The following is a 25,764-nucleotide window of genomic DNA, read 5'->3' on the forward strand; positions in this document are numbered from 1 at the left end:
AATAACCCCCTATAATAATTTTTTATACAGTATATACTTTACAATCTTTATACTAAAGTTTTTTAAAGTAAAAATCAAGCTTTAAAAAACTTTTTAACAGTTAATATAAAACAAATAACATCAATTTAACTCATTAAATCATCAATGTCCCCATTTTTAGAAGCATTTACGATAGATTTCTTCATAACCTTTGATGTCTATATCCCTTGGATTCCCTATAGTCTGAGGATCATGGTATGCCTCTTTCGCAAGTCTTGAGAGCATTCCTTCATCTACTCCAAGATCAGTCAAAGTTGGAGCATCTATATCTTCTGTAAGTTCATAAACTGCATCTACAGAAGCTCTAGCCGCATCTTCAAGGCTCATATTAAAGGTATCTACGCCGAGAGCCTGGGCAATCCTGGCAAATTTGTATGGATCGCCAATCCAATTGTATTCCATCGAAGGTGCAAGGGTCGCAGCAACTGCTGAACCGTGAGGAACAGAGACAATACCTCCAAGGGTCTGTGTCATAGCGTGAACTGCACCAGCACTTTCACTACCATAAGATATACCTGCAAGATTAGCAGAGATAGCCATACCATACCTTGCTTCAATGTCCTGCCCATTACCTACAGCCCTTCTAAGGTACTTACCTGCGTACTCTATAGCCAGAAGTGCTACTGCATCAGTATGAGGCTGTGCATAGTGACAGGTATAGCATTCAATAGCATGACATAGCGCATCCATACCAGTACCTGCAGTTACATGAGGTGGCATAGACACATGAAGCTCGGGATCTACAATAGCAGTATAAGCAGCTATCAAAGGGCCACCGGTATTAAACTTAAATTCCCTAGCAGGATCTTTGATAACAGCCCACATTGTCACTTCACTACCTGTACCTGCAGTAGTAGGTATTGTAACAAAAGGTGGGACTCTGTACTGAAGGGGCTTTTTACCTTCTGCTGCCTCATATTCTAAGACCGGCTCATCATGAACAACTTCTACTCCTATGGCCTTTGCAGTGTCCATGGAACTACCACCACCAAGACCAATTAAGCTATCACACCCTTCTTCTTTGTAACAGCTTGTACCCTTTGCCACAGTGTTAATACACGGATCAGCTACTACTCCATCAAAAACTGCATAGGAAATACCTGCTTCTTTCAAAGGTTCTTCGATTTTCTCAAGTAATCCGGCGTTTTTTACTCCTTCATCTGTTACAATTAATGGCTTTTCCACCCCTAGCTCTTTTATCCTTTTGCCAAGTTCTTTTGTAACCCCTATCCCGTGCACCACTTTCGTTGGAAGTTCAAACTCATTGCCCTTAATTTGCTCAAATCTAAACATTTAAAATACCTCCTTATTATTATAACATTAAAATTACTATTAAAAATTTTTATTTAAATATTAATTTTTAACTCTTTTAACTTTTCTTCCGTTGGATGTCCTTGTTCGTTCCACCCTCTTAATCTGTAATACTCCTGAAGCATCTTCTCTTCGTCTTCTTCAGTAAATTTGTTTCCCTTAACAGGACCATCAGGTATTTGTTCATAAAAACGTTTTGGAAGTTTTTCCTTTTTGTAATCTATACCCTGCATAACATTAAACATTCTGGTGGTATTCCATATTCTTTCTCCTATTTCCTTAAGCCTTTCGCTGCTCATTTCATCACCAGTTGCAGCCTCATAAAGCTCAAGGTAAGCATCCTCACTTATCCCAAAACTTCCAAAGTCACATTTGACCATAGTATCTAGCGCGGCTAGATAATCTTGATCGTCAATTACTATTTCAGCCTTCTTGTTTGTGCCGGTTCTTTCTATCTCTTCTCCATCAAAGAGTTCTCCACCAACTTCATAATTTATTGGAAAAGCCCTTTGATGACATGCTCCCCTATCAGCGGTTAGATAAGCAAGCCCCATTCCAGGAGAACTTCTTGGTTCAAAGGCAGGAAACTCCATACCTTTAACATGACAGGCAAATTCTTTTGACTTAGTGTTTAACTTCTTAGAAGCCCTGGACACACCGGTTGATAGCAGCTTACCAAGTTTACCTTCGACACCCGCCGTATCTATTATAGCCTTTTCTAGGTTTTCTGCAGAGCCAAAAGACAACTCTATCCCATCAAAATCCTCTGCTTTCATAATTCCTTTTTCGTAACATTCCATTGCAAAACCAAGCACTCCGCCCATACTCATTCCATCTAGACCAAGGGCATCACATAGATAAACAAGATAGGTTAACTCCTTGACATCTGTTAGTCCAAGATTAGCTCCCATAAGTGCTGAGGTTTCATACTCTACGATATCTGACTTTGTTCCTTTTCTTTTTCCTTCTCTAATAACGCCCTGCTTACTACAGGCTATAGGGCACGAGGCACATCCTTCATGCCTTAGCCAAAGTTTGTCCCTTTGATCTATATGTGATATACCTTTGGGTTCAGAAGTGCCTTTTTGGTAATTATTCACCGGCAAAAGCCCTTCTTGATGAGAAAACCACATAGTAGGGGCAGTACCAAAGTTTGAAAGTTCTTCAATTTCTTCTGATGATTCTAGCCCACCAATTGCTTTATCTATAGCCTTCTTGAATTTTTCTTTATCCTTTACGCTTACCATGTTTGTTCCTTTTACTGCCACAGCTTTGAGATTTTTGGCACCCATAACAGCTCCTATACCGCCCCTGCCAGCCTGTCTATTATATTCGCATGATACAAGGGAGAAGGGCACTTGATTCTCACCGGCAGGTCCAATACAAGCTGTTTTGTAGGAGTTATCATTTAACTCTTCTCTGATTTTTTCTTTTGTTTCAAATGTATCCAGACCTTTTAAATTTTCCCCGTCCCTAAATTCTACGTGGCCATCTTCAATTTTTAAATAAATAGGTTTTTGTGCGTTTCCTGTAACCATTACTGCATCAAACCCAGCGTATTTAACCTCCTGGGCAAAGTGCCCCCCAAAATATGAATCTACAAAACCTCCAGTAAGGGGTGAAGTCGAAATTATAACCCCTCTCATAGCAGGAGCCCTTGTACCTGTCAAAGGCCCCGTGGCAAATATAAGAGGATTATTATATCCAAGGGGATGAATCATCTTCCCGTTATTACAACTTTCTCTGTACAAAAGCCATGCTCCAAGACCCTTGCCACCAACATACTTTTCCATAACTTCCCGGGAAAGTATCTCTACTTCATAGGTTTCTTTTTCTAAATCAATTTTCAGTACTTTTCTAGTCAAAGGCTCAATCATTTTTTTCAACTCCTTCCCGGTAAAGCTTAATAGCCCCTTTCGGGCAGTTTTTTATACAAGCAGGCTCTCCATCGCAAAGCTCGCATTTATACGCTTTTTTGTCTTTTATAACTATTACACCTTTAGGGCAGTATTCTTCACATCTACCACAGCCTGTACATTTTTCATTATTTATAGATACTACTTCTAAACTTATTTCATTACCCTCATTATCTTTTTTAATGATATTTTTCTTTGATATTGCTGATACAGGACAAACCCTTTCGCAAGCTGCATTGTCACATTGATTACAAGCTACGGGTTCCACAAAGATACCATCTTTTAGATCTTCTACTTTTAACATGGCATACCTTGGGTTATACCCTCCAAAGTTCTCTTCACAACATGTAAGCATACAAATATTACAACCAGTACAAAGATCAAATTCCGGGATTAGTTTAGCTATTTTCATCATCCCCCTTCTATAAACATAATTTTAAAACTAAGAAACTTAAAAGTAGGAATTAAGTAACCACAAAAAGAAGACAACTTACATCTGACTTCAATACATAAAGGTGCCATAACATAAAGATTGTAAAGATGGTTCAATCTGTACAGTTTTTATTGTACAAACTGACAATATTATACCCTAAGTTGAGTAATTATGCAAATCAACTTAATAAATTTCAGTACAAAATTCTATTCACATAATTAAGCTCTAACGACATCCTATCATTAGAGCTTAATTATCCTGCTTTCTCATTACAATTATAAACAAAACTTTGTTTATTGACTTTTTGCACCAAAATCAATTTTTCTTTTTTGCAATAATAAAAGACAAAAAAAAGTAAAGGAGAAGAAAAAGAGAGAGGGGGTAGGGGCTATTTTTCAGGTGGGATTAATTTGAATATCTCACCAGATTCTACGCTATCAGCAAGTTTACCTAGCCAGTTATAATAGGTCTTACCTTCTTCTAATTTCTCTAAATCTGATTTCGCTTTTTCTCTTATTTCGCTGTCTTCACTTTCTAACAATTCCTGGAGTTCAGGTTCAGCGCGTCTTATTGCATCCATATTAGCCTCAATCTCTCTTCTCCACATGGGAACGAAAAAATTTATAAAGTGAGTGAAAAAGTTCTTTTCACCCAGATAAAGATCCTTTCTAACACCTTTTCTCCATACTTTTTTGACCATTTTATTTTTCTCTAAATTTCTAACACCTGTACTCATACTGGTCTTACTCATTCCCATAGACTCCTGAAGTTCGTCTAATGTCATTGGTTCATCGCTAAAATATAATATAGAAAATAAGTGCCCTATACTTGGAGTTATCCCATAAAGATCCATGGTTTTTGCCAGAGCGGACCCTACGTCATTTCTAGCCCTTTCTAATTTCTCTTTGTCATTTTCTTTTTCATCCATTATTAACCACCTACTTTGTACAATTTGTACAGTTATTTCTTTACGTCTTAATAATATTATATTCTTTTCCTGCGTATTTAGCAAGTTATTATGAACAAATTCAATATTTTTCTTTGTCTTATTCATCAGAATATTTTACTATAATATCACTTAATCAGATAGCTTCATCGTCAATATATTCTTCTTCTGTATAATCTTGGCCTTGTACTAGCTTTTCTTCAAAACACCTCATTACTAAAACACCGGCAATAACACTTAGTACAATATTTAGCTCTAACTGTTGCAGTGGTGTAAAGACCCACCCGAGAAAGATATTATCCATTGGATCTTTCACCCCAAACCAACCTTGCCAGGTTACATGGGGAATAAAAGATATCACCAGAAAAACCACTACAGGTATGAATTTTATGTAATTTAATTTTACATCTGCCCTGATTACATTCAAAATAGTTCGCCACTCTAAGATAGCACCCAAAACAACTCCCCAAAGAGATAATAGTAAAGAATGGAAAATAAGTAAACTCTCAGAAGGTTCTTGTGAAATGACCCAGGCACTGCTTGACATCAAATTAAGCACTATAACAGCACCAATAAGTAATAGGACCAACGCTAACCTGCTTTTCATGAAATTTCACCTCTCGTATTAATAAAATAGTAATTCAGGCTGCAAAAAGTCATATGAACAAAGTTTTATTAATAGACTTTTTGCACCAAAATCAATAATAAAACTTAAATTAATCAAACTATGTAGGTCTTACCTTCTATAGCCAAATTAGTATCCTCAAACACCTCTCTTGCTTCGTAGAGAAGGTTTTTTTCTTCATAAAATGGCCAGAAGTGAGTTAAAATAAGCTTCTTGACAGCGGCTTTTTTGGCCAAATTAGCAGCATCTTTTGTTGACATGTGTCCTGGCACTGTCCCTTTGTCTTCTTCCATTAAAGAACTCTCACACAATAACAGGTCAGCATTTTCACAAAGCTTAAACAGCTCACTTCTAAGGGAAAGTGAGCTATCTCCGGTGTACACTATTTTTTTGCCGTTATATTTAATAGCAAAAGCTGCACATTTCATTGGATGATTAGTTTCTAACCATTCTATCAAAAAAGGATCAAAGGGATAATCAAGGCCTGCTTGAAGTTTGATCACAGAAAAAATATTCTGGTAGTTTTCTAATTGTCTTACCTCATACTGCGGTTCATTAGGCGTATATATTCTTAAAGGTGAATTTATATTACCCATTCTCATATTTGCGCTCCAAGCATGTCTTAGAGAGTGAATATCAGCTTTATGATCAGGATGATGATGGGAGAGCAAAACACCCTTTAAATTCGTAATGTCAATATGTCTTTGAAGCCTGCTTAAAACTCCACTGCCAAGATCTAAGAGCAGATAATCACTACCGCCCTTCACCAAATACCCAGAACATGCCCCGTCTTTTGGAGGGAAAGGAGAATACTTCCCTAGCACCGTCACTTCAAACTCGGCCACAATTAACACCCCTCAGCTGCACCTTTTATTGTTTCCTTGCTTCCAACAAAATTACCTGTATCAAGCTTTGATTCAACTGCAAAAAGTCATATGAGCAAAGTTTTGTTTTTAATTGCAATACATCTTGATGAGAAAACAGGAGAAATAAGGCCTAATGACAGGACGTCATTAGCTAATTGAACTCACGATGAGTTCATTAATTAGGTAGCCTTATTTCGACTGCTGACGAATCTTAGATGTATCAATTAAAAACACTATAATTATGTGAATAGACTTTTTGCAGTAGAATCAACTTTTGATTTGCTTTTATATTAACTTCACAAGTTTCTCACAAGTAGCTTCCTGACTTAAAACTTCCTTTCTAGCAACTTCTATCTGTCTCATAACCTCTGTCTCAGCGGGGCCACCCCTGCTTTTTTTCTGCTGCACAGAATCTTTCGGGTCAAGATAGTAGAAGGCCTTTTCATCTAACACAGGGGAAATATCTTTTAACTCTTCAAGGGTTAACTCAGATAGAAGTTTGTTATTCTCCTGACAATATAAAACAGCTTTGCCCACAAGAGCATGGGCATCTCTAAAGGATATCCCCTTTTTCACCATATAATCAGCAAGGTCAGTAGCATTTGAGAAGTCACTGTATACAGCTTCTTTCATCTTTTCTTCATTAACTTTGATTCCAGGTAACATCCCGGTAAACAAAGTTATAGAAACCATTAGGGTCTCCACAGCATCAAAAAAACCTTCTTTGTCCTCCTGCATATCTTTATTATATGCTAAGGGAAGTGCTTTCAAAGTGACAAAGAGACCATTAAGAGAACCAAGGACCCTTCCTACCTTACCCCTAATTAGCTCGGCTACATCGGGGTTTTTCTTCTGGGGCATAATACTTGACCCGGTACAAAAACTATCATCAAGCTCTATGAATCCATACTCCGAAGAAGACCATAAGATGATATCCTCACTGAATCTACTTAGATGAGTCATAATAGTACTCATACAAAACAAAAACTCTAACACAAAATCCCTATCACTTACTGCATCCATGCTGTTTTCATACAGCCTCTCAAATTGAAGCTCATCCCTAACCGACTCTCTATCAATAGGATAACTCGTACCTGCAAGGGCACAGGCACCAAGGGGCATTATATCAACCCTTTTATACAGATCAAAAAGTCTCTCAACGTCTCTACTCAACATCCCGTAATATGACATCAAATGATGACCAAGACTTATAGGCTGAGCCCTCTGCAGGTGGGTATAACCAGGCATTACAGTAAGTTTATGTTCATCTGCAAGATCTAGAACTGCTTTTTCTAGTTCTATCAAAAGTTCTATCATCCCCACAAGCCTATCTCTTGCATAAAGATGTAGATCAAGGGCAACCTGGTCGTTTCTGCTCCTTGCAGTATGGATCTTCTTTGCCACATCACCTATAATCTCTATAAGCCTTGCTTCTATATTCATATGAATATCTTCATGCTCGACTTTGTAAGAGAACTTACCTTCTTTAATTTCACTTTCTACCTGTAAAAGCCCTTTTAAGATTTTATCTCTATCATCTGAGGTTATTATTTCTCTTTCAGCAAGCATCTTTACATGGGCTCTACTGCCTATAATGTCATAAAGGGCTAGTTTTTTGTCAAAATCTATTGAAGCATTGAATTTTTCCACAAGCTTATCAGTTTCCCCGGTAAACCTGCCTCCCCAGAGCTTCATAAAAGTTCACCTCTATTCACTTCTTATCGATCAGGTCCTTAGTTTTTCTTCTTTCTTTCAATTATACCCTGATTCATAGCCGAAAGGCCAAACAAATTAATAAACCCTTCCGCATCTTTTTGATCATACACTTCATCTTCCTCAAAAGTTGCCAGCTCTTCGTTGTATAAACTATACGGAGAAGTTCTTCCAGCAATTTGGACAGAACCCTTGTACAATTTCAGTTTAACCTTACCTGTAACATTCTTTTGGGTTTCATCAACAAAAGCATCAAGGGAATCTTTAAGCTTCGTGAACCATAGACCATTATAAACCAGTTCAGCATACTTCTGACTTACAGTCTCTTTGAAATGCATAGTATCTTTGTCTAAGACAAGATATTCTAGCTCATTCTTAGCTGTAAACAACAACGTACCACCAGGTGTCTCATATACTCCTCTAGATTTCATCCCAAGAAGCCTGTTCTCAACAATATCAATCCGGCCAATTCCGTGTTTTCCAGCTATGTCATTAAGCTTTTCAAGCATTGGTACCGGTTCGAATTTTTCCCCGTCTACTTTAATAGGGATACCCTGCTCAAATTCTAGTTCTAGATAGCAAGGTTCGTCTGGAGCCTTTTCAGGTGAATCAGTCATTAAGAACATGTCATCTTCAGGCTCAAAGTATGGATCTTCAAGGACACCGCCTTCATAGCTTGAGTGCCACAGATTCCTATCTATACTAAAAGGTTTGTCCTTACTTACAGGAACAGGGATATTATTATCTTCAGCATATTTAATACAGTCTTCCCTGCTTTTAAGATCCCACTCCCTCCATGGAGCGATGATTTTCAAATGAGGCATTAAAGATTTGACTGTCAGTTCAAATCTAACCTGATCATTTCCTTTCCCTGTACAGCCGTGAGCTATGGCATCCGCTCCTTCTTTTTCTGCAATTTCACATAACCTCTTTGCAAGGACAGGTCTTGCAATTGCAGTTCCAAGAAGATACTTTCCTTCATACAGAGCGCTTGCCTTCAGGGTAGGATAGACATAGTCAGTCACAAACTCCTCTGTCAAGTCCTCTACGTATGCTTTTTCGGCCCCTGTTTTAAGGGCTTTTTCTCTAACAGGTTCCAAATCTTCTTTTTGCCCCACATCTCCTACCATAGCAATTACTTCACAATCATATAAGTTTTTTAACCATTGTACAGCAACAGACGTATCTAGGCCGCCTGAATATGCCATTACTACTTTTTTAACCATTTTTAGCTCCCTCCCATAAATCTAAAATCCATTGCTCTATTTGTTTTTTGTTCTATTTCTTATCCATTTGAAAATCCCAAAAAACATAAGTAGTGATTTTAGTAGTCTAAAGATAATTAAAACTCCTTATTTGGTAATAATTTACATGATAATAAGATTTCTTATTTGCCCGATAAAGATAGCGCAAAAGGTAGAGGCAGGGAAAAAAGCTAGAGCATTTTATAATATAAACACTTTTATGTTTTAAAAAATCCCAATATCAAAAAATTAGCTTATGCGGGTAGCTATTTTCCCTAGCCTCTACCCCCATCCATCATTAATGACACCAGTATCCCTTTTTGCGCATGCAGCCTATTTTCAGCTTCTACAAACACCCTTGATTTTTTACCTTCCATAACGCTATCTGTTATTTCCTCATCCCGGTGTGCCGGAAGACAGTGTAAAACTATTGCATCTTGATGTGCCTTAGCTAGTAAGTCATCATTAAGCTGAAATGGAGTAAGATCTTTTAGCCTTTCTTCTTTTTCAGCTTCATCTCCCATACTTACCCATACATCAGTATATAAAACCTGACTTTCTGCTACTGCTTCTGCTGGATCATCAGTAATTTTTATCTTACTTCCCTGTTTACTAGCAATCTCTTTTGCCTCATTAACAATATCTTCTCTAGGAAAATACTTTTTGGGTGCACCAATGGTTATGTTTATCCCCATTTTGCTGCATCCGTATAGAAGAGAATGGGCCATATTATTTTTGCCATCACCTAAATATGTCAAAGACAAACCAGAGAATGAATCAAACTCTTCTTTGATGGTCAAAAGATCTGCCATCACTTGACAGGGATGATAAAGATCAGTCAAACCATTTATCACTGGTACACTAGAATAATCAGAAAGCTCTGTTATAGTATCATGAGAAAAAGTTCTAACCATAATCCCATCAAGATATCCAGATAAAACCCTTGCGGTATCTTTTATTGGTTCTCCTCTTTTTAGCTGTAGATCATTCGAGCTCAAAAATAACCCCATTCCACCAAGCTGGTGGATAGCCACCTCAAAGGAAACCCTTGTTCTAGTAGATGGCTTTTCAAACAACATCCCAAGAGTTTTCCCTGCAAGGTAAGGCGTTTTGGTGCCTTGTTTTTGTTCTTTCTTTATCTTACTAGACAAATCCAATATGGACTCTAACTCTTCTTTACCAAAATCCTTAAGGGTCAAAAAATCCCTACCCTTTAAAGACTCTATCGTCCTATCAATAGCCACGGACTTAGCACCTCCTGTGTAGGAACTCGGGTTTCGATTTAACTGCAAAAAGTCATATGAACAAAGTTTTGTTTTTATTTACAATACATCTTGCTGAGAAAGCAGGAGAAATAAGGCCTAATGACAGGATGTCATTAGCTAATTAAACTCAGGATGAGTTATTTAATTAGGAAACCTTATTTCGACTGCACTCGAAGCTTAGATGTATCAATTAAAAACACTTGTTTATGTGAATAGACTTTTTGCAGTAAAATCAATCCTCTAAATACTCCCCTAAACTCTTAACATTTATCTTTCCACCAGACTCGACCAAATATTTCAATGCTTTTAAATAAGCAGCTGCAGTATCAGGTGAAGTAAGAGTAGTTATCTTCAGCTCAGAGCTTAGTCTTCTAAGTTTAAATCCTGCAGAATCAGGGCTTTTGCTACCTGTAGGAGTGTTTATCACAAGGTCTATTTCCCCATCTTTTAGTAAGTTCATTACATTCGGGAGACCTTCGCCAACTTTAGTAACAACTTCTACATTGTTGATACCTTTATCCTTAATAGCATCATAGGTTCCTTGTGTAGCATACAGCTTGAATCCAAGTTTTGAGAATTCTTCAGCAAGAGGAATAACCTCCTCTTTATGTTCATCTGCAACGGAGAACAATACATTTCCTTTTTCGAAAAATTCATTACCAGAAGCAAGAAGGGTCTTGTATAAAGCAAGAGCAAAATCTTCGCCTATTCCAAGAACCTCCCCTGTGGACTTCATCTCCGGCCCAAGGGAAGTATCTACTTTGTGAAGCTTCTCAAAAGAAAATACCGGCGCCTTGACAGCCGTAAAATTCATCTCTGGATAGACACCTGTGCCGTATCCAAGCTCACTAATCTTTTCTCCTAGCATACATCTAGCTGCAAGATCAACAGCAGGTATCCCGGTTACCTTTGCTATAACGGGTACGGTCCTGCTTGCTCTTGGATTAATCTCTAACACATAAACCCTATCATTATAGTATATATATTGAATGTTAAAGATTCCTTTTATATTCAAGGCACGGGCAATTTTCCTGGTGTAATCTTCAATTTCGTGTTTTGCCTTATCAGACAGGCTCTCGGGGGGATAAACTGCCATACTATCACCCGAGTGTACCCCGGCCTCCTCAACATGCTCCATAATCCCAGGAATTAACACATCTTCCCCGTCACTTATAGCATCTATTTCTACTTCCTTTCCAGGAAGATAACTATCCATTAACAGAGGATAATCATCGGAAACTTTAGTAGAAAGCGACAGGTAATCAAACAATTCCTGCTCATCTCTAACAATCTCCATGGCTCTGCCGCCGATAACATAAGAAGGCCTTACAAGAAGGGGAAAACCTATCTTCTTTGATGCTCCTAGAGCATTTTCTTTACTTGTGACGGTTGTTCCCTCTGCCTGAGGTATATTCAGTGAGCGTAGAAGGCTGTAACACTTCTCCCTATCTTCAGCCTTATCAATGCTTTCTGGTGATGTTCCAAGAATATTAATACCTTTTTTGTGCAGCGGTCTTGTAAGATTTATGGCAGTCTGACCACCAAACTGAACCACACAACCCTCAGGATTTTCCTTGTCAATAATATCAAAAGCATCTTCAGGACCTAAGGGCTCAAAGTAAAGCTTATCTCCACAGTCAAAGTCCGTACTAACGGTCTCAGGGTTATTATTAACAATTATCACCTTTTTGCCTGCTTTTTGTAGAGACCATACACAGTGAACACTTGCATAATCAAACTCAATCCCCTGACCAATTCTTATGGGACCAGAGCCAAAAACGATGACTTTTTCGTCATCATCACTTTCAACCTGATTTTCGCCTTCATAAGTGCTGTAAAAATAAGGCGAATCCTTGCCGTAATCTCCTCCATAAATAGTTACTTTTCTATATGAAGGATAAATGTCAAATTCTTTTCTTTTATTTCTAACTTCATCAGAAGTGGAGTTTACAACAATAGCAATCTCATCATCTGACATTCCGTACTTTTTAGCTTTAGAAAGCAGTTCCTCTGAAACATTCTCCAGGGTTGTTTCCCTAAGTTTCTTTTGTGTTTTCACCACATTATTTATGGTTTCCAGGAAAAACATATTTATTTCAGTAAGCTCTTCTAATTTCTCAGGCGCGACACCTAATTCAAGGGCTTTTGCCAGGCCAAATAATCTTCTGTCATCACCTAGTTTAACAAGTTCTATAGCCTGCAAGTCTATAAAATGCTCAATTTCTGGCAAATAAAATCCTATATTATCTATTTCAAGAGAGCGAAGGGCTTTTAGGAAGGCTCCTTCAAGGGTTCTATCCAAAGACATGACCTCTCCTGTAGCCTTCATCTGAGTACCAAGTATCCTTCCCGCATCTTCAAACTTATCAAAAGGCCACCTGGGTATTTTTACAACGACATAATCTAAAGAAGGCTCCGAAAAATAAGATGATTCATCATCAGGATCCTCATCTAGCTCATCTAATCCGTACCCCAGAGCAATCTTAGTAGAAACTTTGGCTATTGGATAACCTGTCGCCTTAGATGCAAGGGCACTTGACCTGCTAACCCTTGGATTAACCTCGATAACATAATATGAACCTGACCCTTCTTTATCTAGGGCAAATTGAACATTACAGCCGCCTTCAATCTCTAACCCGGAGATAATTCTAAGGGCACTATCCTTCAAAATTTTATATTCTTTATCGGTTAAAGTTTGATTAGGTGCAACTACTATACTATCCCCCGTATGAATCCCTATAGGATCAAAATTTTCCATGTCACAGATAGCTATGGCATTTCCTTTTCTATCCCGCATCACTTCAAACTCTATCTCTTTCCACCCTTTAACGCTTTTTTCTATAAGTACTTCGCCAATTATGCTCAAATTAAGGCCCCGCTTAACAATATCAATCAGTTCTTCTTCATTCCTGGCATTTCCACCACCGCTTCCACCAAGGGTATAAGCAGGACGCACTATAACGGGATAACCTATTTTATCTGCAAAGTCGACTGCTTCCCCTGCAGTCTTAACCACAGTACTGTCGGGTACAGGTTCATTTAGCTCATTCATTGCTGATTTAAACTCTTCTCTATCTTCGGCTTTTTCGATGGAAATTAGAGAGGTGCCTAAGAGCTTAACTCCATACTTTTCAAGAACACCATTTTTGGAAAGTTGAAAAGCAAGGTTTAAAGCCGTCTGGCCTCCAAGTCCTGGAACAAACCCATCGGGACGCTCTTTTTCTATCACCCATTCAACAAAGTCTGGAGTTAGAGGTTCAAAATATACTTTGTCACACAGCTCCAAATCCGTCATTATAGTAGCAGGATTACTATTTACAAGTACTACTTCAATCCCTTCTTCTTTTATAGCTTTTAGTGCCTGGGTCCCTGCATAGTCAAATTCCGCCGCCTGACCAATAACAATAGGACCGGAACCGACAAGCAGTATTTTATCTATATCATTTAAGGGCAAGCCCATCTCCTCCTTTAGGCAGTGATACCAATAATATCAAGATTCTATATCAGCGATCACATTTTCAAGTATTCCAAGTGCAATATCTATCTGGTTCTTCTCAATTACTAGAGGTGGCAAAAGCCTTATAGTACTATCACCTATCGCATTTATAAGCAACCTCTTTGATAGGCATTCGCCAAGAATCTCCCCGGCACAACCATCCACCTGCAGGGCAATCATCATCCCTTTATGTCTTACACCTTGAACAGAAGAATAATTGAGAGCTAGCTCTTCAAGTTCTTTTACAAAGTAACTGCTTTTTTCCTGAACGTTTTCTAAAAAACCGTCCTCTAATAGAGTATTAACCACTGCCACTCCAGCCTCTGCTGCCACCGGGTTGCCGCCAAAGGTGCTTGCATGATCTCCCGGCGAAAATGACTTCGCCACTTCGTCAGTACAAAGCATAGCACCTATGGGGAGCCCTCCACCAAGAGCCTTTGCAAGGGTCATAACATCGGGTGTTACCCCATAATGTTCATGGGCAAAAAGTTTTGCAGTCCTGCCCATCCCCGTCTGTATTTCATCATAGATGAGAAGTATATCCTTTTCCTTACAGAGCTCTTTTGCCTGCTCTAGATAATCTTTTTCGCAGGGGTGTACCCCTCCCTCACCAAGGATAGGTTCAATCATAACAGCACAGGTTTTGTCATCTACTTCCTTTTTAAGCGCATCTATATCATTTAGAGGCACATAGCTAAATCCTTCTGGCAGCGGGCCAAAGCCTTTTCTGACTTTTTCCTGTCCTGTAGCTGTCAAAGTTGCCAGAGTTCTTCCGTGAAAGGATTTTTTCACAGTAATTATTTTCTTTCTATTTTCACCATATTTTAACTCAGAATATTTTCTTGCAAGTTTGATAGCAGCCTCATTTGATTCCGCGCCACTATTTGCAAAAAATACTTTGTCTGCAAATGAATTTTCTATAAGTAGTTTAGAAAGTTCCACCTGGGGCACTGTATAGTACAGGTTACTGGTATGAAGAAGTTTATTCATCTGTTTGGTTGCAGCTTCAACCACTCCTGGATGAGAGTGTCCTAGGTTGTTAACACCAAGTCCAGACAACAGATCCAAGTACTCATTTCCTTCCTCGTCATGCAAAATACAACCCTTACCTTCTACAAACAAAGGGGTTTTCTCAGGGTTTCTTCCGTAAGTATTTATTATATAGCTACTTTCAAGCTCTTTGATTTTGTCATAATCCTTAAACATAATCTATCCCTCCTAAGCACTAACCATAGTTCCTATACCTCTGTCTGTAAATATCTCAAGCAGCAGGGAATGTTTCAAATTTCCATCAACAATGTGTGTTCTTTTCACCCTGTGCTCTAATGCCTTAATACACGCCTCAACTTTCGGAATCATTCCTTCTTTAATCTTACCTTCAGTTATCATCTCTCTAGCCATAGATATACTAAGAGTAGATATAACTTCATCATCATCTTCTTCAGAATACTTAATACCGGGCACATCCGTCAAAAGAATTAACTTCTCCGCTCCAAGAGCTCCTGCAAGCTCCCCGGCAGTATGATCTGCATTTATATTAAGTGATTTGCCGTCCATATCTACAGCTACAGGGGAGATTACAGGTATAAAATCCTGATCTGCCATATGTTTTATGATCTCAGGATTTACCTTTTTGATATCACCAACTGCTCCAAGGTCTATCTCTTTATTACCTTCACTTTCAACAGCAGGCCTTGTCGGGGGACGTTTTTCTGCCACCAATAGGTCTCCATCCTTACCGGTAAAACCAGCAGCTTTACCTCCCAAATTATTAAACATTCCTACAATATCTTGATTTATTTTGCCAAGTGCCATCTCAGTAAGCTCCATAGTTTCTTCATCAGTGACCCTGAGTCCATTTACAAATTCAGGCTCTTTATTAACCTTTTCCATCAGCTTGGTTATTTCTCTTCCACCACCATGAATCACAACAGGCGATACTCCTATATATTTTAGAAGGATAATATCCAGGAGTATAGACCTTTTAAGTTCTTCATCATCCAAAATACTGCCACCAAATTTAATTACAAAAGTCTTATTGCTAAAAGTCTTGATGTAGGGTAAAGCCTCTATTAAAACATCAGCTTTTTCTATTACACTTTTAACACTTTTATCTTCTCTCACTTTTATCCCCCCATTAAGTTTTTAATTTTAACTTCTATACATTCCATTGATCTTGACATACTCATAGCTTAGATCAGATCCATAGGCCACAGCTTCTTCATCTCCAAGGCCAAGTTCTACTGTCACTGATACTTCAAAAGGTTTTAGTATTTCACTTGCTCTTTCTTCATCAAAAGATAAGCCCTGTCCGTTTTTTACAACCTGAATATCCCCAAGATAAACCGAGACCTTTTCTGGCACTATCTCAACTCCTGAGTTGCCAACAGCCATTATAATCCTACCCCAGTTAGCATCTTCGCCAAAAAAGGCAGTTTTAACAAGGTTTGAATTTAAGACTGTCATGGCGATCTTTTGGCATCTTCAAAGGTCTTTGCCTGTTTTACGTACAGTTTTATAACTTTAGTTGTACCTTCGCCATCAGAGACTATCATCATTGAAAGTTTTTTATTCAGCTCTGTAAGAGCATCTCTGAATTTGAAGTAGTTCTCATCTTCTTGATCTATAGTCTTATTCTCACCCGCTCCATTTGCAAGAGCTATTACCATGTCATTAGTGCTGGTATCACCATCCACAGTCATCAGGTTATATGACCGATCAACACTATAAAATAGTGCTTTGTTTAAAAGTGGCTTTGAAATAGCAACATCTGTTGTAACAAAACCAAACATTGTAGCCATATTAGGATATATCATTCCACTTCCCTTAGCCATTCCGCCAATTGTAATTTCTTTACCGTCTATTTCTGTAGTAACTGAAGCTTCCTTTGGTTTTGTATCGGTTGTCATTATAGCTAGCGCTGCATTTTTGTTTCCATCTTTTGATAGTATAGGTGCGACGTTTTCAATCCCTTCTTTTAGCTTTTCCATGGGAAGATACTCACCAATTAAGCCAGTTGAGCCGACTATCACCTCTTCTTTTTTTATTCCCAAAGCTTTGGCTGTGCACTCTGCCATCTCCTCTGCATCTTTCATACCCTGCTCTCCGGTACATGCATTTGCTAGGCCGCTGTTTACCACAATGGCTCTGGGATTTGCGTTATCTATATGATCTTTTGTTACCACTACAGGAGGTGCCACAAATTTATTTTTTGTATAAGTTCCTGCTGCTGTAGTGGGATGTTCTGATTTGACCATAGCAAGATCTAACTTTGATTTACTTTTTCTAACTCCACAGTGTATTCCTTCAGCTAAATATCCTTTTGGACTAGTTATTCCCATCTTTCTCACACCTCCGTAAAAATCAGGGCCAAAGGGCAGTTTTCATAAGGCCTTCATCTTCTTCAAATCCATACATTATATTCATATTCTGAACGGCCTGCCCGCTTGCCCCTTTTATTAAATTATCTATCACCGACATCATTATAAGAGTATTTGTATTTTCATCCATTACAAAGGAAATCCCAAATGAATTGGTACCATAAATCCACTTAACCTGGGGATAACCTTCTAATAGCATAGCAAAAGGGCTATCCTTATAAAATTCTTCAAGGCAGTTACTGACATCTTCCTTCGAAAGCTTATCCTTCAAACTAACGTATATTGTAGAGAATATCCCCCTGTCCATAGGTACAAGATGAGGGCTAAATAATAAAGATAAATTTTCACCTGCCGCTTCAGATAGAGCCTGTTCCATCTCTGGGCCGTGCCTGTGAGAAGCAACATTATAAGCCTGGAAATTATTATTTCGCTCCGGGTAGTGAAAAATTTGTTTTGGCTCTTTGCCCCCACCAGATACTCCCGTTTTACAATCTGCAATTATATTTTCCTTATCTATAAGTCCTTTTTCTAACAAAGGATACAGCGGCAAAATTACCCCTGTAGGGAAACAACCCGGGTTTGCAACCAGACTCGCCTTTTTGATACTCTCCTTATTTATCTCACAAAGGCCATACACAGCATCCTTAAGAATTTCTTCATATTTATGTGTAATCCCGTACCATTTCTGATACACCTGGATATCTTTTAATCGATAGTCACCGGATAGGTCAATTACTTTCACATCTTCTTTCAGCCACTCAGGCACTACATCCATCGAGACTTTATGAGGAAGTGCTGCAAATACAAGATCAAGTTCTTTAGCATCTTCTTTTTCCGGGTGAACTCCTTTAAGGATAAGGTCTTTTTCTGGTTCATTAAAATGTGGCATTACATCTGATAATTTATTTCCTTTATTGCTTTCTGAAGCAATATAACATAAATCTACTTTATCATGTGCTGACAAAATCCTACAAAGCTCTATCCCACCGTAACCTGTTGCACCTAACACTCCAACTTTCATTTTGTATATCCCTCCTGTAACCAAAGTCTAATAACTATAGTTTAAAGTCTTTCTGACAAGAATCTAAACCTAAAATCTTCTAATAAAATTAAAAATCCGCCCCCATATAAAAACATACAGGGACGGAATATTATCATCTTCCGCGGTGCCACCCTGGTTGACCGGATATAATTCGGCCCCCCTTAACAAAAGCACTACAGACGTTAACGGCGTCCTAACCGTTAAGACCTACTCTCAGTTGAGGTCAATTAAAAAATTAACTAACCACACCGGTTTCGGCCTTAAAGCTCCAGAGTGCGCTTCCATTCTTCCGTGGTAGCAGGCTCTCACCATCCCTGCCTCGCTTTGACCATAGAGAAGAATGTACTCTCTCCTTCAAAGCTTTTTTCATCGATTCTATATTTAAGTTTATTAAGAATAATACACCTCTGAGTTTGATATGTCAAGTGTAATATTCAATTTTTATTTGTCTATCATACCAACTCTCACTAGAATTTGTAAAAATCGTACAAATTAAAAGTTCGTTTATGGTATGATAGACAAATAAATGTTATCATCTCGCGTAAGTTCAAGGTAAGCTCCCTTATAGTATGCAAACTAATAATCTTTCATAGGGGTACCAACTCTCACTAGAATTTGTAAAATTAATAAAGACTCCATATAATAGCATTTATCACAGTAACTAGCAGCATTATGATTGTAGGTACTGAGAGTTCGTATATTATCTTCTTAAAGTTTGCCTCGAAGTGTTCTCTAGTCAGGACCAGGCAAAGGTGAATTGGCGAAATAAAGTATCCCGCAAGGCTAGTAACGTACAACATGCCAAATAAACCATAAAACGCTCCACCATCAGGCAGCATCGAACCAAAGATAGGATAGGATATTCCAAAAGCCGCGAGATTATGGCCCGTAAAAAAGCCAGCCAAAAAGGGCACTATAAAGACTAATACCCCAAGGGGAATACCCATCTCTATAAGATACGTTGACATCACATCTACGATACCAGAACTTTCAATAAAACCCTGATAAAGCATTATCCCTACTACGGCAAATATCATATTCCATTTCACAGCATATTTTAAATATGAAAACCTGGTTTTAATCTCTTCACTCAAGCCCTGTGAGGAAATAGTAATATAATTAAGGAAAGCAATTACTACCCCCACAAAGATTGCTGCAGGGATATATACATCAAATACAATTGCTAAAAAAACAGCAGTAAACAGAGGGGATATACTCTGTACAAAACTAACTATATTTTTAAAATCAATTGATCCAGTATTTTTATTTTTAGTAGAATTGTTATTAGCCACATCTGATTCATCTTTGTAAACTGATACCCCTCTAAACAACCAGAAAAAACTTGTCACCAAAGTAATAATAGTAGCAGGCAAGTTTAGCAGTAGAAAAATACCTAAAGATACCCCTGACATTTCTAAAGCCAATATAACTGCTGGAAAAAGTGGGAAAATCAAAAACCAAATATGCCTGAAAAACATATTAACTCCACTCATCCTAGAAGGGGATAAGTTAAGCTTATTTCCTACTTCTTCAACCATAGGAGCAGATAAAATAGCTCCACCCGGAACAGGAAGCATTCCTATAAGAGATGGGAGTATAGAAGCCAAAAGCCTGTTATCTTTTATCAATATATTTAGACTGCTAAGCATTTCATCAAGACTACCCGTCCTCTTTAAAAGCTCCCCCAACACACCAATAAAAAAAACTACTAAAACCAAGTTTATAGTTTCAGGAGATGTCAAGCTCTGAAAAAAGACTTCACCAATCTTGCCAAAAGACATTCCAGTAGAGATCCCTACCATCAAACTGGCAATAACCATGCTTATTCCCATTGGTACCTGCTTTCTAGTAAGGTACATAATCAGTACTATTGATAGAAAAACCCCTAGTATTCCTATTACTTCAGTCATAATTTCTCCCCCATAATCTATTACTATTGCTTACCACAATTTATTATAAAATTATTCTTTTGATTCTGGTGCAAAAAGTCATATGAGCAAAGTTTTGTTTTTAATTATAATACATCTTGACGAGGAAGTGGGAGAAATAAGGTCTAATGACAGGATGTCATTAGCTAATCGAACTCAGGATGAGTTCATTGATTTGGAAACCTTATTTCTACCGCTGACGAGTTTTAGATGCATCAATTAAAAACACTTTACTTATGTGAATAGACTTTTTGCACCAGAATCTTCTTTTATTTTCTTAATATTTTACCTTACATCAATCACTCTATCTTCTGTAAATATCAAATGTAACCTTTTATCCCATTTGTCAAGGGGAACTTTTGTCACGATCTGTTCTTCAAAAGAGACAGCAGCAAGAATCGTATCCTCTCTCAGCTTTGATATAAACCGGTCATAATAACCTCCGCCATAACCAAGTCTATATCCGTCCTCATCAAAAGCTACTCCAGGCACAACCACAAGATCAATCTCTGTAGGCTCTAAAGGAAAAAGTCTGTCTTCTTTAGGCTCTAAGACCCCATAATTACCGTATGCAAAATCATTTTCTAAGTCCACTATCAAAGCAGGAACCATAGTTTTTGTCTTAGGATAAGTCTTTGGCACGGTGACTTTTTTGCCTTTTTTTATAGCATCTTTTATTATCGGCATTGTATCTACTTCATTCTGAAATGGCAGATAAGCCATAATACTATTTGCCTTTTGATAACTCGAAAAAGAAATAAATTTTTCTTTTATAGATTCACTCTTTCTATCCACTTCTTCTATTGGTATTTCTTTCCTTTTGTCAATCATCTCTTTCCTAAGTCTCTTTTTTTCTTCTTTCATCTTATCTTCCATACTACCTTCCCCCATAACGTTAACCCCCTGTCACTAAAGTGAGCTTACTATGTTCTCACGCAAATTTTTATGTCATGCCATAAGCGAACTTTTAATTTGCACGCTTTTAGCAAATTCTAGTGAGGCGTTGGCATGACATAAAAATTAATAGGCTTGCGCAAAAATAACCTCCCTAGCCGGCTTCTCCCCACAGCATAGACAGCTTCCCTTTTCTTCGCTATCAAATGGAATACAGCGGATTGTAGCCTTTGTTTTGTCTTTTATCTCATCTTCACAAGAACCGTCCCCACACCAGGATGCCCTTACAAGACCTTTATGGTTCTCCATAATCTCTAATAATTCATCTATGTTAGATGCCTGTCTAGTATTCTCATTCATATATTCTAAAGCATTTTGATACATGTCTTCTTGGATTTTATCAAGCTCTTCTTTAATCCTTTCTACAAGGCCTTCTCTTGGCACAAAGTTTTTCTCCCCGTTATCTCTTCTCACAAGAACAACCTGGTCTTTCTCAAGATCTTTTGGACCCATTTCAAGCCTTAACGGTACACCTTTCATCTCCCACTGGTTAAATTTCCAGCCAGGGGTGTACTCTTCTCTATCATCAAGTTTGATTCTAAAGTTGTCTTTTAGCTCATCATAAAGCCTCCCAATTTCTACTTTAACGTTCTCTTTTTGCCTTTTGGCATAATAGGTATCATTACAAGCTGAACAGGAGCTACCCTTGGAGGCAGTTTCAGCCCTCTGTTGTCACCGTGAACCATAATTAGACCACCTAGAAGGCGGGTTGACACTCCCCATGAAGTCTGATTAACATATTTTCTCTCATCATCTTGATCAAGAAAAGTTATGTCAAAAACTTTTGAAAAGTGCTGGCCAAAGTTATGGCTGGTACCAGCCTGAAGAGCCCTTCCATCAAGCATCAAAGCTTCAATGGTATATGTTTTCTCAGCACCTGCAAATTTTTCTTTTTCGGACTTCTGACCAGATATCACAGGCATAGCGAGCTCATTTCTGGCAAACTCCTTATACACCTCTAACATTTTCAGCGTTTCTTCCTGGGCCTCTTCTTTTGTTCTATGTGCTGTGTGACCTTCCTGCCACAAAAACTCTGCAGTCCTAAGAAAAGGTTTAGTAGATTTTTCCCATCTAACAACATTTGCCCACTGATTAATAAGTACAGGTAAGTCCCTCCAGGACTGAATCCACTTAGAATACATCTCACCAATAATAGCTTCAGATGTTGGACGAACTGCAAGCCTCTCGGCTAACTCTTCATCTCCACCTTTAGTAATCCAGGCAACCTCAGGGGCAAACCCTTCTACGTGATCTGCTTCTTTTTGCAAAAGGCTTTCCGGTATAAATAAAGGAAAGTATGCGTTCTCATGACCTGTATCCTTGATTCTTTTATCTAAAGCAGCTTTCATATTTTCCCAAACACCGAACCCGTAGGGTTTGATTATCATACAACCTCTAACCGGTGCATAATCTACCATATCTGTTTTTCTTATAACATCCAAATACCACTGGGAGTAATCTTCTTCCTGTGGAGTTATCTCTTTTACAAAGTCTTCATCTTTTTTTGCCATTTAAAATCCTCCTAACATTTGTAGATTCTAGAAAACTAATCATTATTTTGGCTAACCTATCTTTTATTTCATGCAGTTAAGCATCAGTATCAATGTATCATATGTATATATACGTATGAAAAACGTCCTCTTACCTTTAAGGCAAAAGGACGTTTTTATTATAGCATACACAAGCTGTCAAAACAATTTAGACGGTGTTTTCTTAGACAGGGCTTTTTTCTTTGCTTTCTTCTTTCTCCACCTTGCCATCCATTAGTGATATTACCCTCTTGGCATAATCACAATTAGAAGTGTCATGAGTAACCATTATTATAGTTAAGCCTTCATCATTCAAACGGTTAAATATCTCCATTATTTCTTTTCCTGTAGCAGAATCAAGACTCCCTGTTGGTTCATCAGCTAATATAAATAAAGGTTTATTAACAAGGGCACGTGCAATTGCTACTCTTTCTTTTTCTCCACCGGATAATTGACTTGGAAGTCTATTAGCCTTATCATCAAGTCCCATATCTTCAAGGACTTTTAAGGCTTTGTCTATCTTTTCTTTTTTTGGCATGTTTACCACAGCAAGGGGCAAAAGAACATTCTCTACAGCTGTCAAATACGGCACAAGCTGATAATCCTGGAAAACAAAGCCTACATACTTTCTTCTAAAATCTGCAAGATCTTCTGATGAAAGAGAATAAACATCCATATCATCGATTATTAACTCGCCCTTAGTAGGATTATTCAAGCCCCCTAGGATCGACAAGAGTGTCGTCTTTCCAGAACCAGAAGGACCAACCACTGCAACGAATTCACCTTTTTCAATGGACATATTTATACCATCAAGGGCTCTAACCTCTTTATTATCGTCATTTTCTTCGCCAGTATTATAGATTTTTGACAGATTTTCTATCTTAACAATTTCCATATTAATTTCCTCCAATTACGATAATTAAAATCTAAATTTTGATTCCGGTGCAAAAAGTCATATGAACCAATTTTTGTTTATAATTGCAATACATCTTAATGAGAAAACAGGAGAAATAAGGTCTAATGACAGGATGTCATTAGCTAACCTGACTCAGGATGAGTTCTTGAATTAGGAAGCCTTATTTCAACTGCTGTCGAATTTTAGATGTATCAATTAAAAACACTATATATTTGTGAATAGACTTTTTGCACCAGAATCAAGTTTTACAACAATCTAAGTGCCTCAGTAGGATTAAGGTTTGAAGCCTTGTAAGCAGGATATAGAGTTCCAATAACGCCCATTGTTACAGATAATATAATTGAAAACAGCAGCAATAACGGTTCAAATCCAAGCTGTATATTAAGTTCTCCCAAAGACGGCCCAATCATCAGGGCAGTAACATATCCTGCAAGATAACCAATAATTCCACCTGCCCCACTAAGAATCACAGCCTCTAATAAGAATATCTTCATAACATGGCTCTTTCTATAGCCAATAGCCCTAAATACTCCTATCTCCCGCACTCTTTCGTTAACTGATGACATCATAGTCGTAACAACTATCAAAATCCCAATTAACACCACAACTGTTGAAACCGCTAAAGAAAAGTTTGAAAAGCCCTGTATAGTTTCATCCCTAGCAACAGCTTCTTCCCTTAAAGCCATAACCTCAGCTTCCGGGAGCTCTTCCGAGATCTCCTCTTCTATAGTTGTAATTGGACATTCTGTACAGTAGGCACTTACTTCTATAAGTGAATACTCGCCCTCTCTATCCAAAATAGACTGTGCCCTATCAAGGGAGATAAAGACTATACCATCTTCTTCTGCACCCATTCCCTCCAAAACACCAGCTATCTCAAAGCTTTCACCATCTACCTCTATTTCATCACCAATTCCTTTTCCAAATGATTCAGCAACCCTTTTACCTATTATTGTTTGATCTTCCTCCATTCCATCATATACGAAATCTATCTTTGGTTTACTGCTATCTTCAAAGTCCCACCAGGGCTTAAGCCTAAGCTCTTTGGCAAAGTCAAGTCCTACAATAAGGCCATCTTCCCCACTAATTGTAGTAGATCCGATTACTTTTGGCGAGATAATATTTAAACTATCCGCGTGATGGATGCTTTCTATCCTTTCTACTGCATCTTCGTTGATTTCTTCTACATGATAAGTAACCCCCGGAAGGGGCACCCCACCATAAGTCAAACTAAGGCCCTCAGATTTTGGCGCAACGACAAGGTTTGCCCCAAACTCATCCATCTGTTCCCCTACTTGCCTTTGCATAGAAGTATTAATCACATAAAGACTTGTAACAGTCGCCACAGCTATTACAAGACTAAAAACTATAAAAAATATTTTAAGCTTTCTTCTTTTCAAATTATTAAGCGCTATTTGAACAAGGCTCATTTTATGCATTACCCCTTATCTTTATCTGGTGTTTGTGTTCTAAAGGTAAATTTGGAGCAAAAAGTCATATGAACAATGTTTTGTTTTTAATTGCAATACATCTTGATAAAAAAGCAGTAGAGATAAGGTCTAAAACTTTTGCTGGCAAACTATTCTAATTGTTCCAACTCAATTTTTATCTGCCCATCCTCAAAGATAAAATCTAGTTTGTTAGGCAAATAACCCTCTTCTTCAGCCACCGATGCATCCAATTTGTTTCTATGTTCCAAGTCATACACGCTGTAACAACCATCACACACAAGGGTATCATTTTCTATATAATATTCAGTAGACTCGCATAACTTACACTTACTCTCACTAACAAATATTCTACCTGATGGAGCAACATAAGACATTAACCTAACATCCTCAGAGGACACTTCAGGCACCTCAAAAGACACAAGGCCATTATGATCAACTTTTTTGACTGGCAAACTAATATACTTTTCAGTAGTATCAGTTTCAACTTCTTTCATGTATATTCTTTCTCCATCATAGCTACGAGAAGATAACAAGGGCTTATCTCCTTCAGAGTCCTCAAAAAAAACCATGCCAAACCATGCCCTCGCCCCAAACACAAGAAATAATATCAAAACAATTAAGCCTAGCAAAAAAAGGTTCGTTTTAGTTTCTTTAAAACCTTCTTTCATCTTCTTACCTCCATATCATCTTAACTCTAAGGTTAAGCTCCA

General features: G+C 38.0%; 19 protein-coding genes, 2 pseudogenes and 1 other annotated feature. Of the genes and pseudogenes, 1 reads left to right on the top strand and 20 read right to left on the bottom strand.

Features of this window, described 5'->3' with window-relative positions; translation table 11 throughout:
- Positions 1 to 156: 156 nt before the first annotated feature.
- The 15 genes and pseudogenes from ACONDI_RS10785 to ACONDI_RS10860 all read right to left on the bottom strand — a co-directional run bounded on the left by ACONDI_RS10785 (position 157) and on the right by ACONDI_RS10860 (position 20,186).
- The gene (locus ACONDI_RS10785) at positions 157 to 1,332 is read right to left on the bottom strand and encodes an iron-containing alcohol dehydrogenase (protein ID WP_241078556.1); all 1,176 of its coding nucleotides are present in this window, start codon (positions 1,330 to 1,332) and stop codon (positions 157 to 159) included.
- Positions 1,333 to 1,385: 53 nt separating this feature from the next.
- On the bottom strand, positions 1,386 to 3,227 hold the full coding sequence (locus ACONDI_RS10790) for an aldehyde ferredoxin oxidoreductase family protein (protein WP_241078557.1): 1,842 nt from the start codon (positions 3,225 to 3,227) through the stop codon (positions 1,386 to 1,388).
- Complete coding sequence (locus ACONDI_RS10795) at positions 3,220 to 3,681, bottom strand: 4Fe-4S dicluster domain-containing protein (protein ID WP_241078558.1); 462 nt, start codon at positions 3,679 to 3,681, stop codon at positions 3,220 to 3,222. Before ACONDI_RS10795 ends, ACONDI_RS10790 begins: the two co-directional genes overlap by 8 nt.
- A 406-nt stretch (positions 3,682 to 4,087) precedes the next feature.
- Positions 4,088 to 4,627 (bottom strand): choline uptake/conversion transcriptional regulator CudC, encoded by a 540-nt coding sequence (gene cudC, locus ACONDI_RS10800; RefSeq protein ID WP_241078559.1) that lies wholly within the window; start codon positions 4,625 to 4,627, stop codon positions 4,088 to 4,090.
- 154 nt (positions 4,628 to 4,781) lie between these two features.
- On the bottom strand, positions 4,782 to 5,252 hold the full coding sequence (locus ACONDI_RS10805) for a hypothetical protein (protein ID WP_241078560.1): 471 nt from the start codon (positions 5,250 to 5,252) through the stop codon (positions 4,782 to 4,784).
- Between the two features lie 113 nt (positions 5,253 to 5,365).
- The gene (locus ACONDI_RS10810) at positions 5,366 to 6,115 is read right to left on the bottom strand and encodes an MBL fold metallo-hydrolase (protein WP_241078561.1); all 750 of its coding nucleotides are present in this window, start codon (positions 6,113 to 6,115) and stop codon (positions 5,366 to 5,368) included.
- Positions 6,116 to 6,421: 306 nt separating this feature from the next.
- Positions 6,422 to 7,831, bottom strand: a complete 1,410-nt coding sequence (argH, locus tag ACONDI_RS10815; RefSeq protein ID WP_241078562.1) for an argininosuccinate lyase — start codon at positions 7,829 to 7,831, stop codon at positions 6,422 to 6,424.
- 38 nt (positions 7,832 to 7,869) lie between these two features.
- A complete protein-coding gene (locus tag ACONDI_RS10820; protein ID WP_420848201.1) occupies positions 7,870 to 9,096 on the bottom strand; it encodes an argininosuccinate synthase in 1,227 nt (408 codons plus the stop codon).
- A gap of 272 nt (positions 9,097 to 9,368) precedes the next feature.
- Complete coding sequence (gene argF, locus ACONDI_RS10825) at positions 9,369 to 10,331, bottom strand: ornithine carbamoyltransferase (RefSeq protein ID WP_420848202.1); 963 nt, start codon at positions 10,329 to 10,331, stop codon at positions 9,369 to 9,371.
- 259 nt (positions 10,332 to 10,590) lie between these two features.
- Positions 10,591 to 13,812 (bottom strand): carbamoyl-phosphate synthase (glutamine-hydrolyzing) large subunit, encoded by a 3,222-nt coding sequence (gene carB, locus ACONDI_RS10830; protein WP_420848143.1) that lies wholly within the window; start codon positions 13,810 to 13,812, stop codon positions 10,591 to 10,593.
- 36 nt (positions 13,813 to 13,848) lie between these two features.
- Entirely contained in the window at positions 13,849 to 15,060 is a 1,212-nt protein-coding gene (locus ACONDI_RS10835; RefSeq protein ID WP_241078566.1) for an aspartate aminotransferase family protein, read from the bottom strand.
- A gap of 12 nt (positions 15,061 to 15,072) precedes the next feature.
- Positions 15,073 to 15,978 carry an acetylglutamate kinase gene (gene argB, locus ACONDI_RS10840; protein WP_241078567.1) on the bottom strand — a complete coding sequence of 302 codons (906 nt, stop codon included), beginning with the start codon at positions 15,976 to 15,978 and terminating at the stop codon, positions 15,073 to 15,075.
- A 27-nt stretch (positions 15,979 to 16,005) separates the two neighbouring features.
- Positions 16,006 to 17,195 (bottom strand): annotated as a pseudogene (gene argJ, locus ACONDI_RS10850) (bifunctional glutamate N-acetyltransferase/amino-acid acetyltransferase ArgJ).
- A gap of 22 nt (positions 17,196 to 17,217) precedes the next feature.
- A complete protein-coding gene (gene argC, locus ACONDI_RS10855) occupies positions 17,218 to 18,255 on the bottom strand; it encodes an N-acetyl-gamma-glutamyl-phosphate reductase (RefSeq protein ID WP_241078570.1) in 1,038 nt (345 codons plus the stop codon).
- A gap of 115 nt (positions 18,256 to 18,370) precedes the next feature.
- Positions 18,371 to 18,643 (bottom strand) — a binding site (T-box leader).
- Positions 18,644 to 18,899: 256 nt separating this feature from the next.
- A complete protein-coding gene (locus ACONDI_RS10860) occupies positions 18,900 to 20,186 on the bottom strand; it encodes a DUF401 family protein (protein WP_241078571.1) in 1,287 nt (428 codons plus the stop codon).
- A gap of 82 nt (positions 20,187 to 20,268) precedes the next feature.
- On the opposite strand from ACONDI_RS10860, the gene ACONDI_RS10865 reads away from it, so the two are divergent.
- Entirely contained in the window at positions 20,269 to 20,427 is a 159-nt protein-coding gene (locus tag ACONDI_RS10865) for a hypothetical protein (RefSeq protein WP_241078572.1), read from the top strand.
- Positions 20,428 to 20,489: 62 nt separating this feature from the next.
- Here ACONDI_RS10865 and ACONDI_RS10870 read toward each other — a convergent pair whose 3' ends face one another.
- The 5 genes and pseudogenes from ACONDI_RS10870 to ACONDI_RS10890 form a co-directional block, all read right to left on the bottom strand.
- Positions 20,490 to 21,095, bottom strand: a complete 606-nt coding sequence (locus ACONDI_RS10870) for a 5-formyltetrahydrofolate cyclo-ligase (RefSeq protein WP_241078573.1) — start codon at positions 21,093 to 21,095, stop codon at positions 20,490 to 20,492.
- A 129-nt stretch (positions 21,096 to 21,224) separates the two neighbouring features.
- A pseudogene (gene proS, locus ACONDI_RS15855) lies at positions 21,225 to 22,669 on the bottom strand (proline--tRNA ligase).
- Positions 22,670 to 22,871: 202 nt separating this feature from the next.
- On the bottom strand, positions 22,872 to 23,582 hold the full coding sequence (locus tag ACONDI_RS10880) for an ABC transporter ATP-binding protein (RefSeq protein ID WP_241078574.1): 711 nt from the start codon (positions 23,580 to 23,582) through the stop codon (positions 22,872 to 22,874).
- A 266-nt stretch (positions 23,583 to 23,848) separates the two neighbouring features.
- Positions 23,849 to 25,033, bottom strand: a complete 1,185-nt coding sequence (locus tag ACONDI_RS10885) for an ABC transporter permease (protein ID WP_241078575.1) — start codon at positions 25,031 to 25,033, stop codon at positions 23,849 to 23,851.
- Positions 25,034 to 25,182: 149 nt separating this feature from the next.
- Positions 25,183 to 25,722, bottom strand: a complete 540-nt coding sequence (locus tag ACONDI_RS10890; protein WP_241078576.1) for a Fe-S-containing protein — start codon at positions 25,720 to 25,722, stop codon at positions 25,183 to 25,185.
- Positions 25,723 to 25,764 lie beyond the last annotated feature (42 nt).

It is taken from the genome of Natranaerofaba carboxydovora, from assembly GCF_022539405.1.
Lineage (GTDB): Bacteria > Bacillota > Natranaerobiia > Natranaerobiales > Natranaerofabaceae > Natranaerofaba > Natranaerofaba carboxydovora.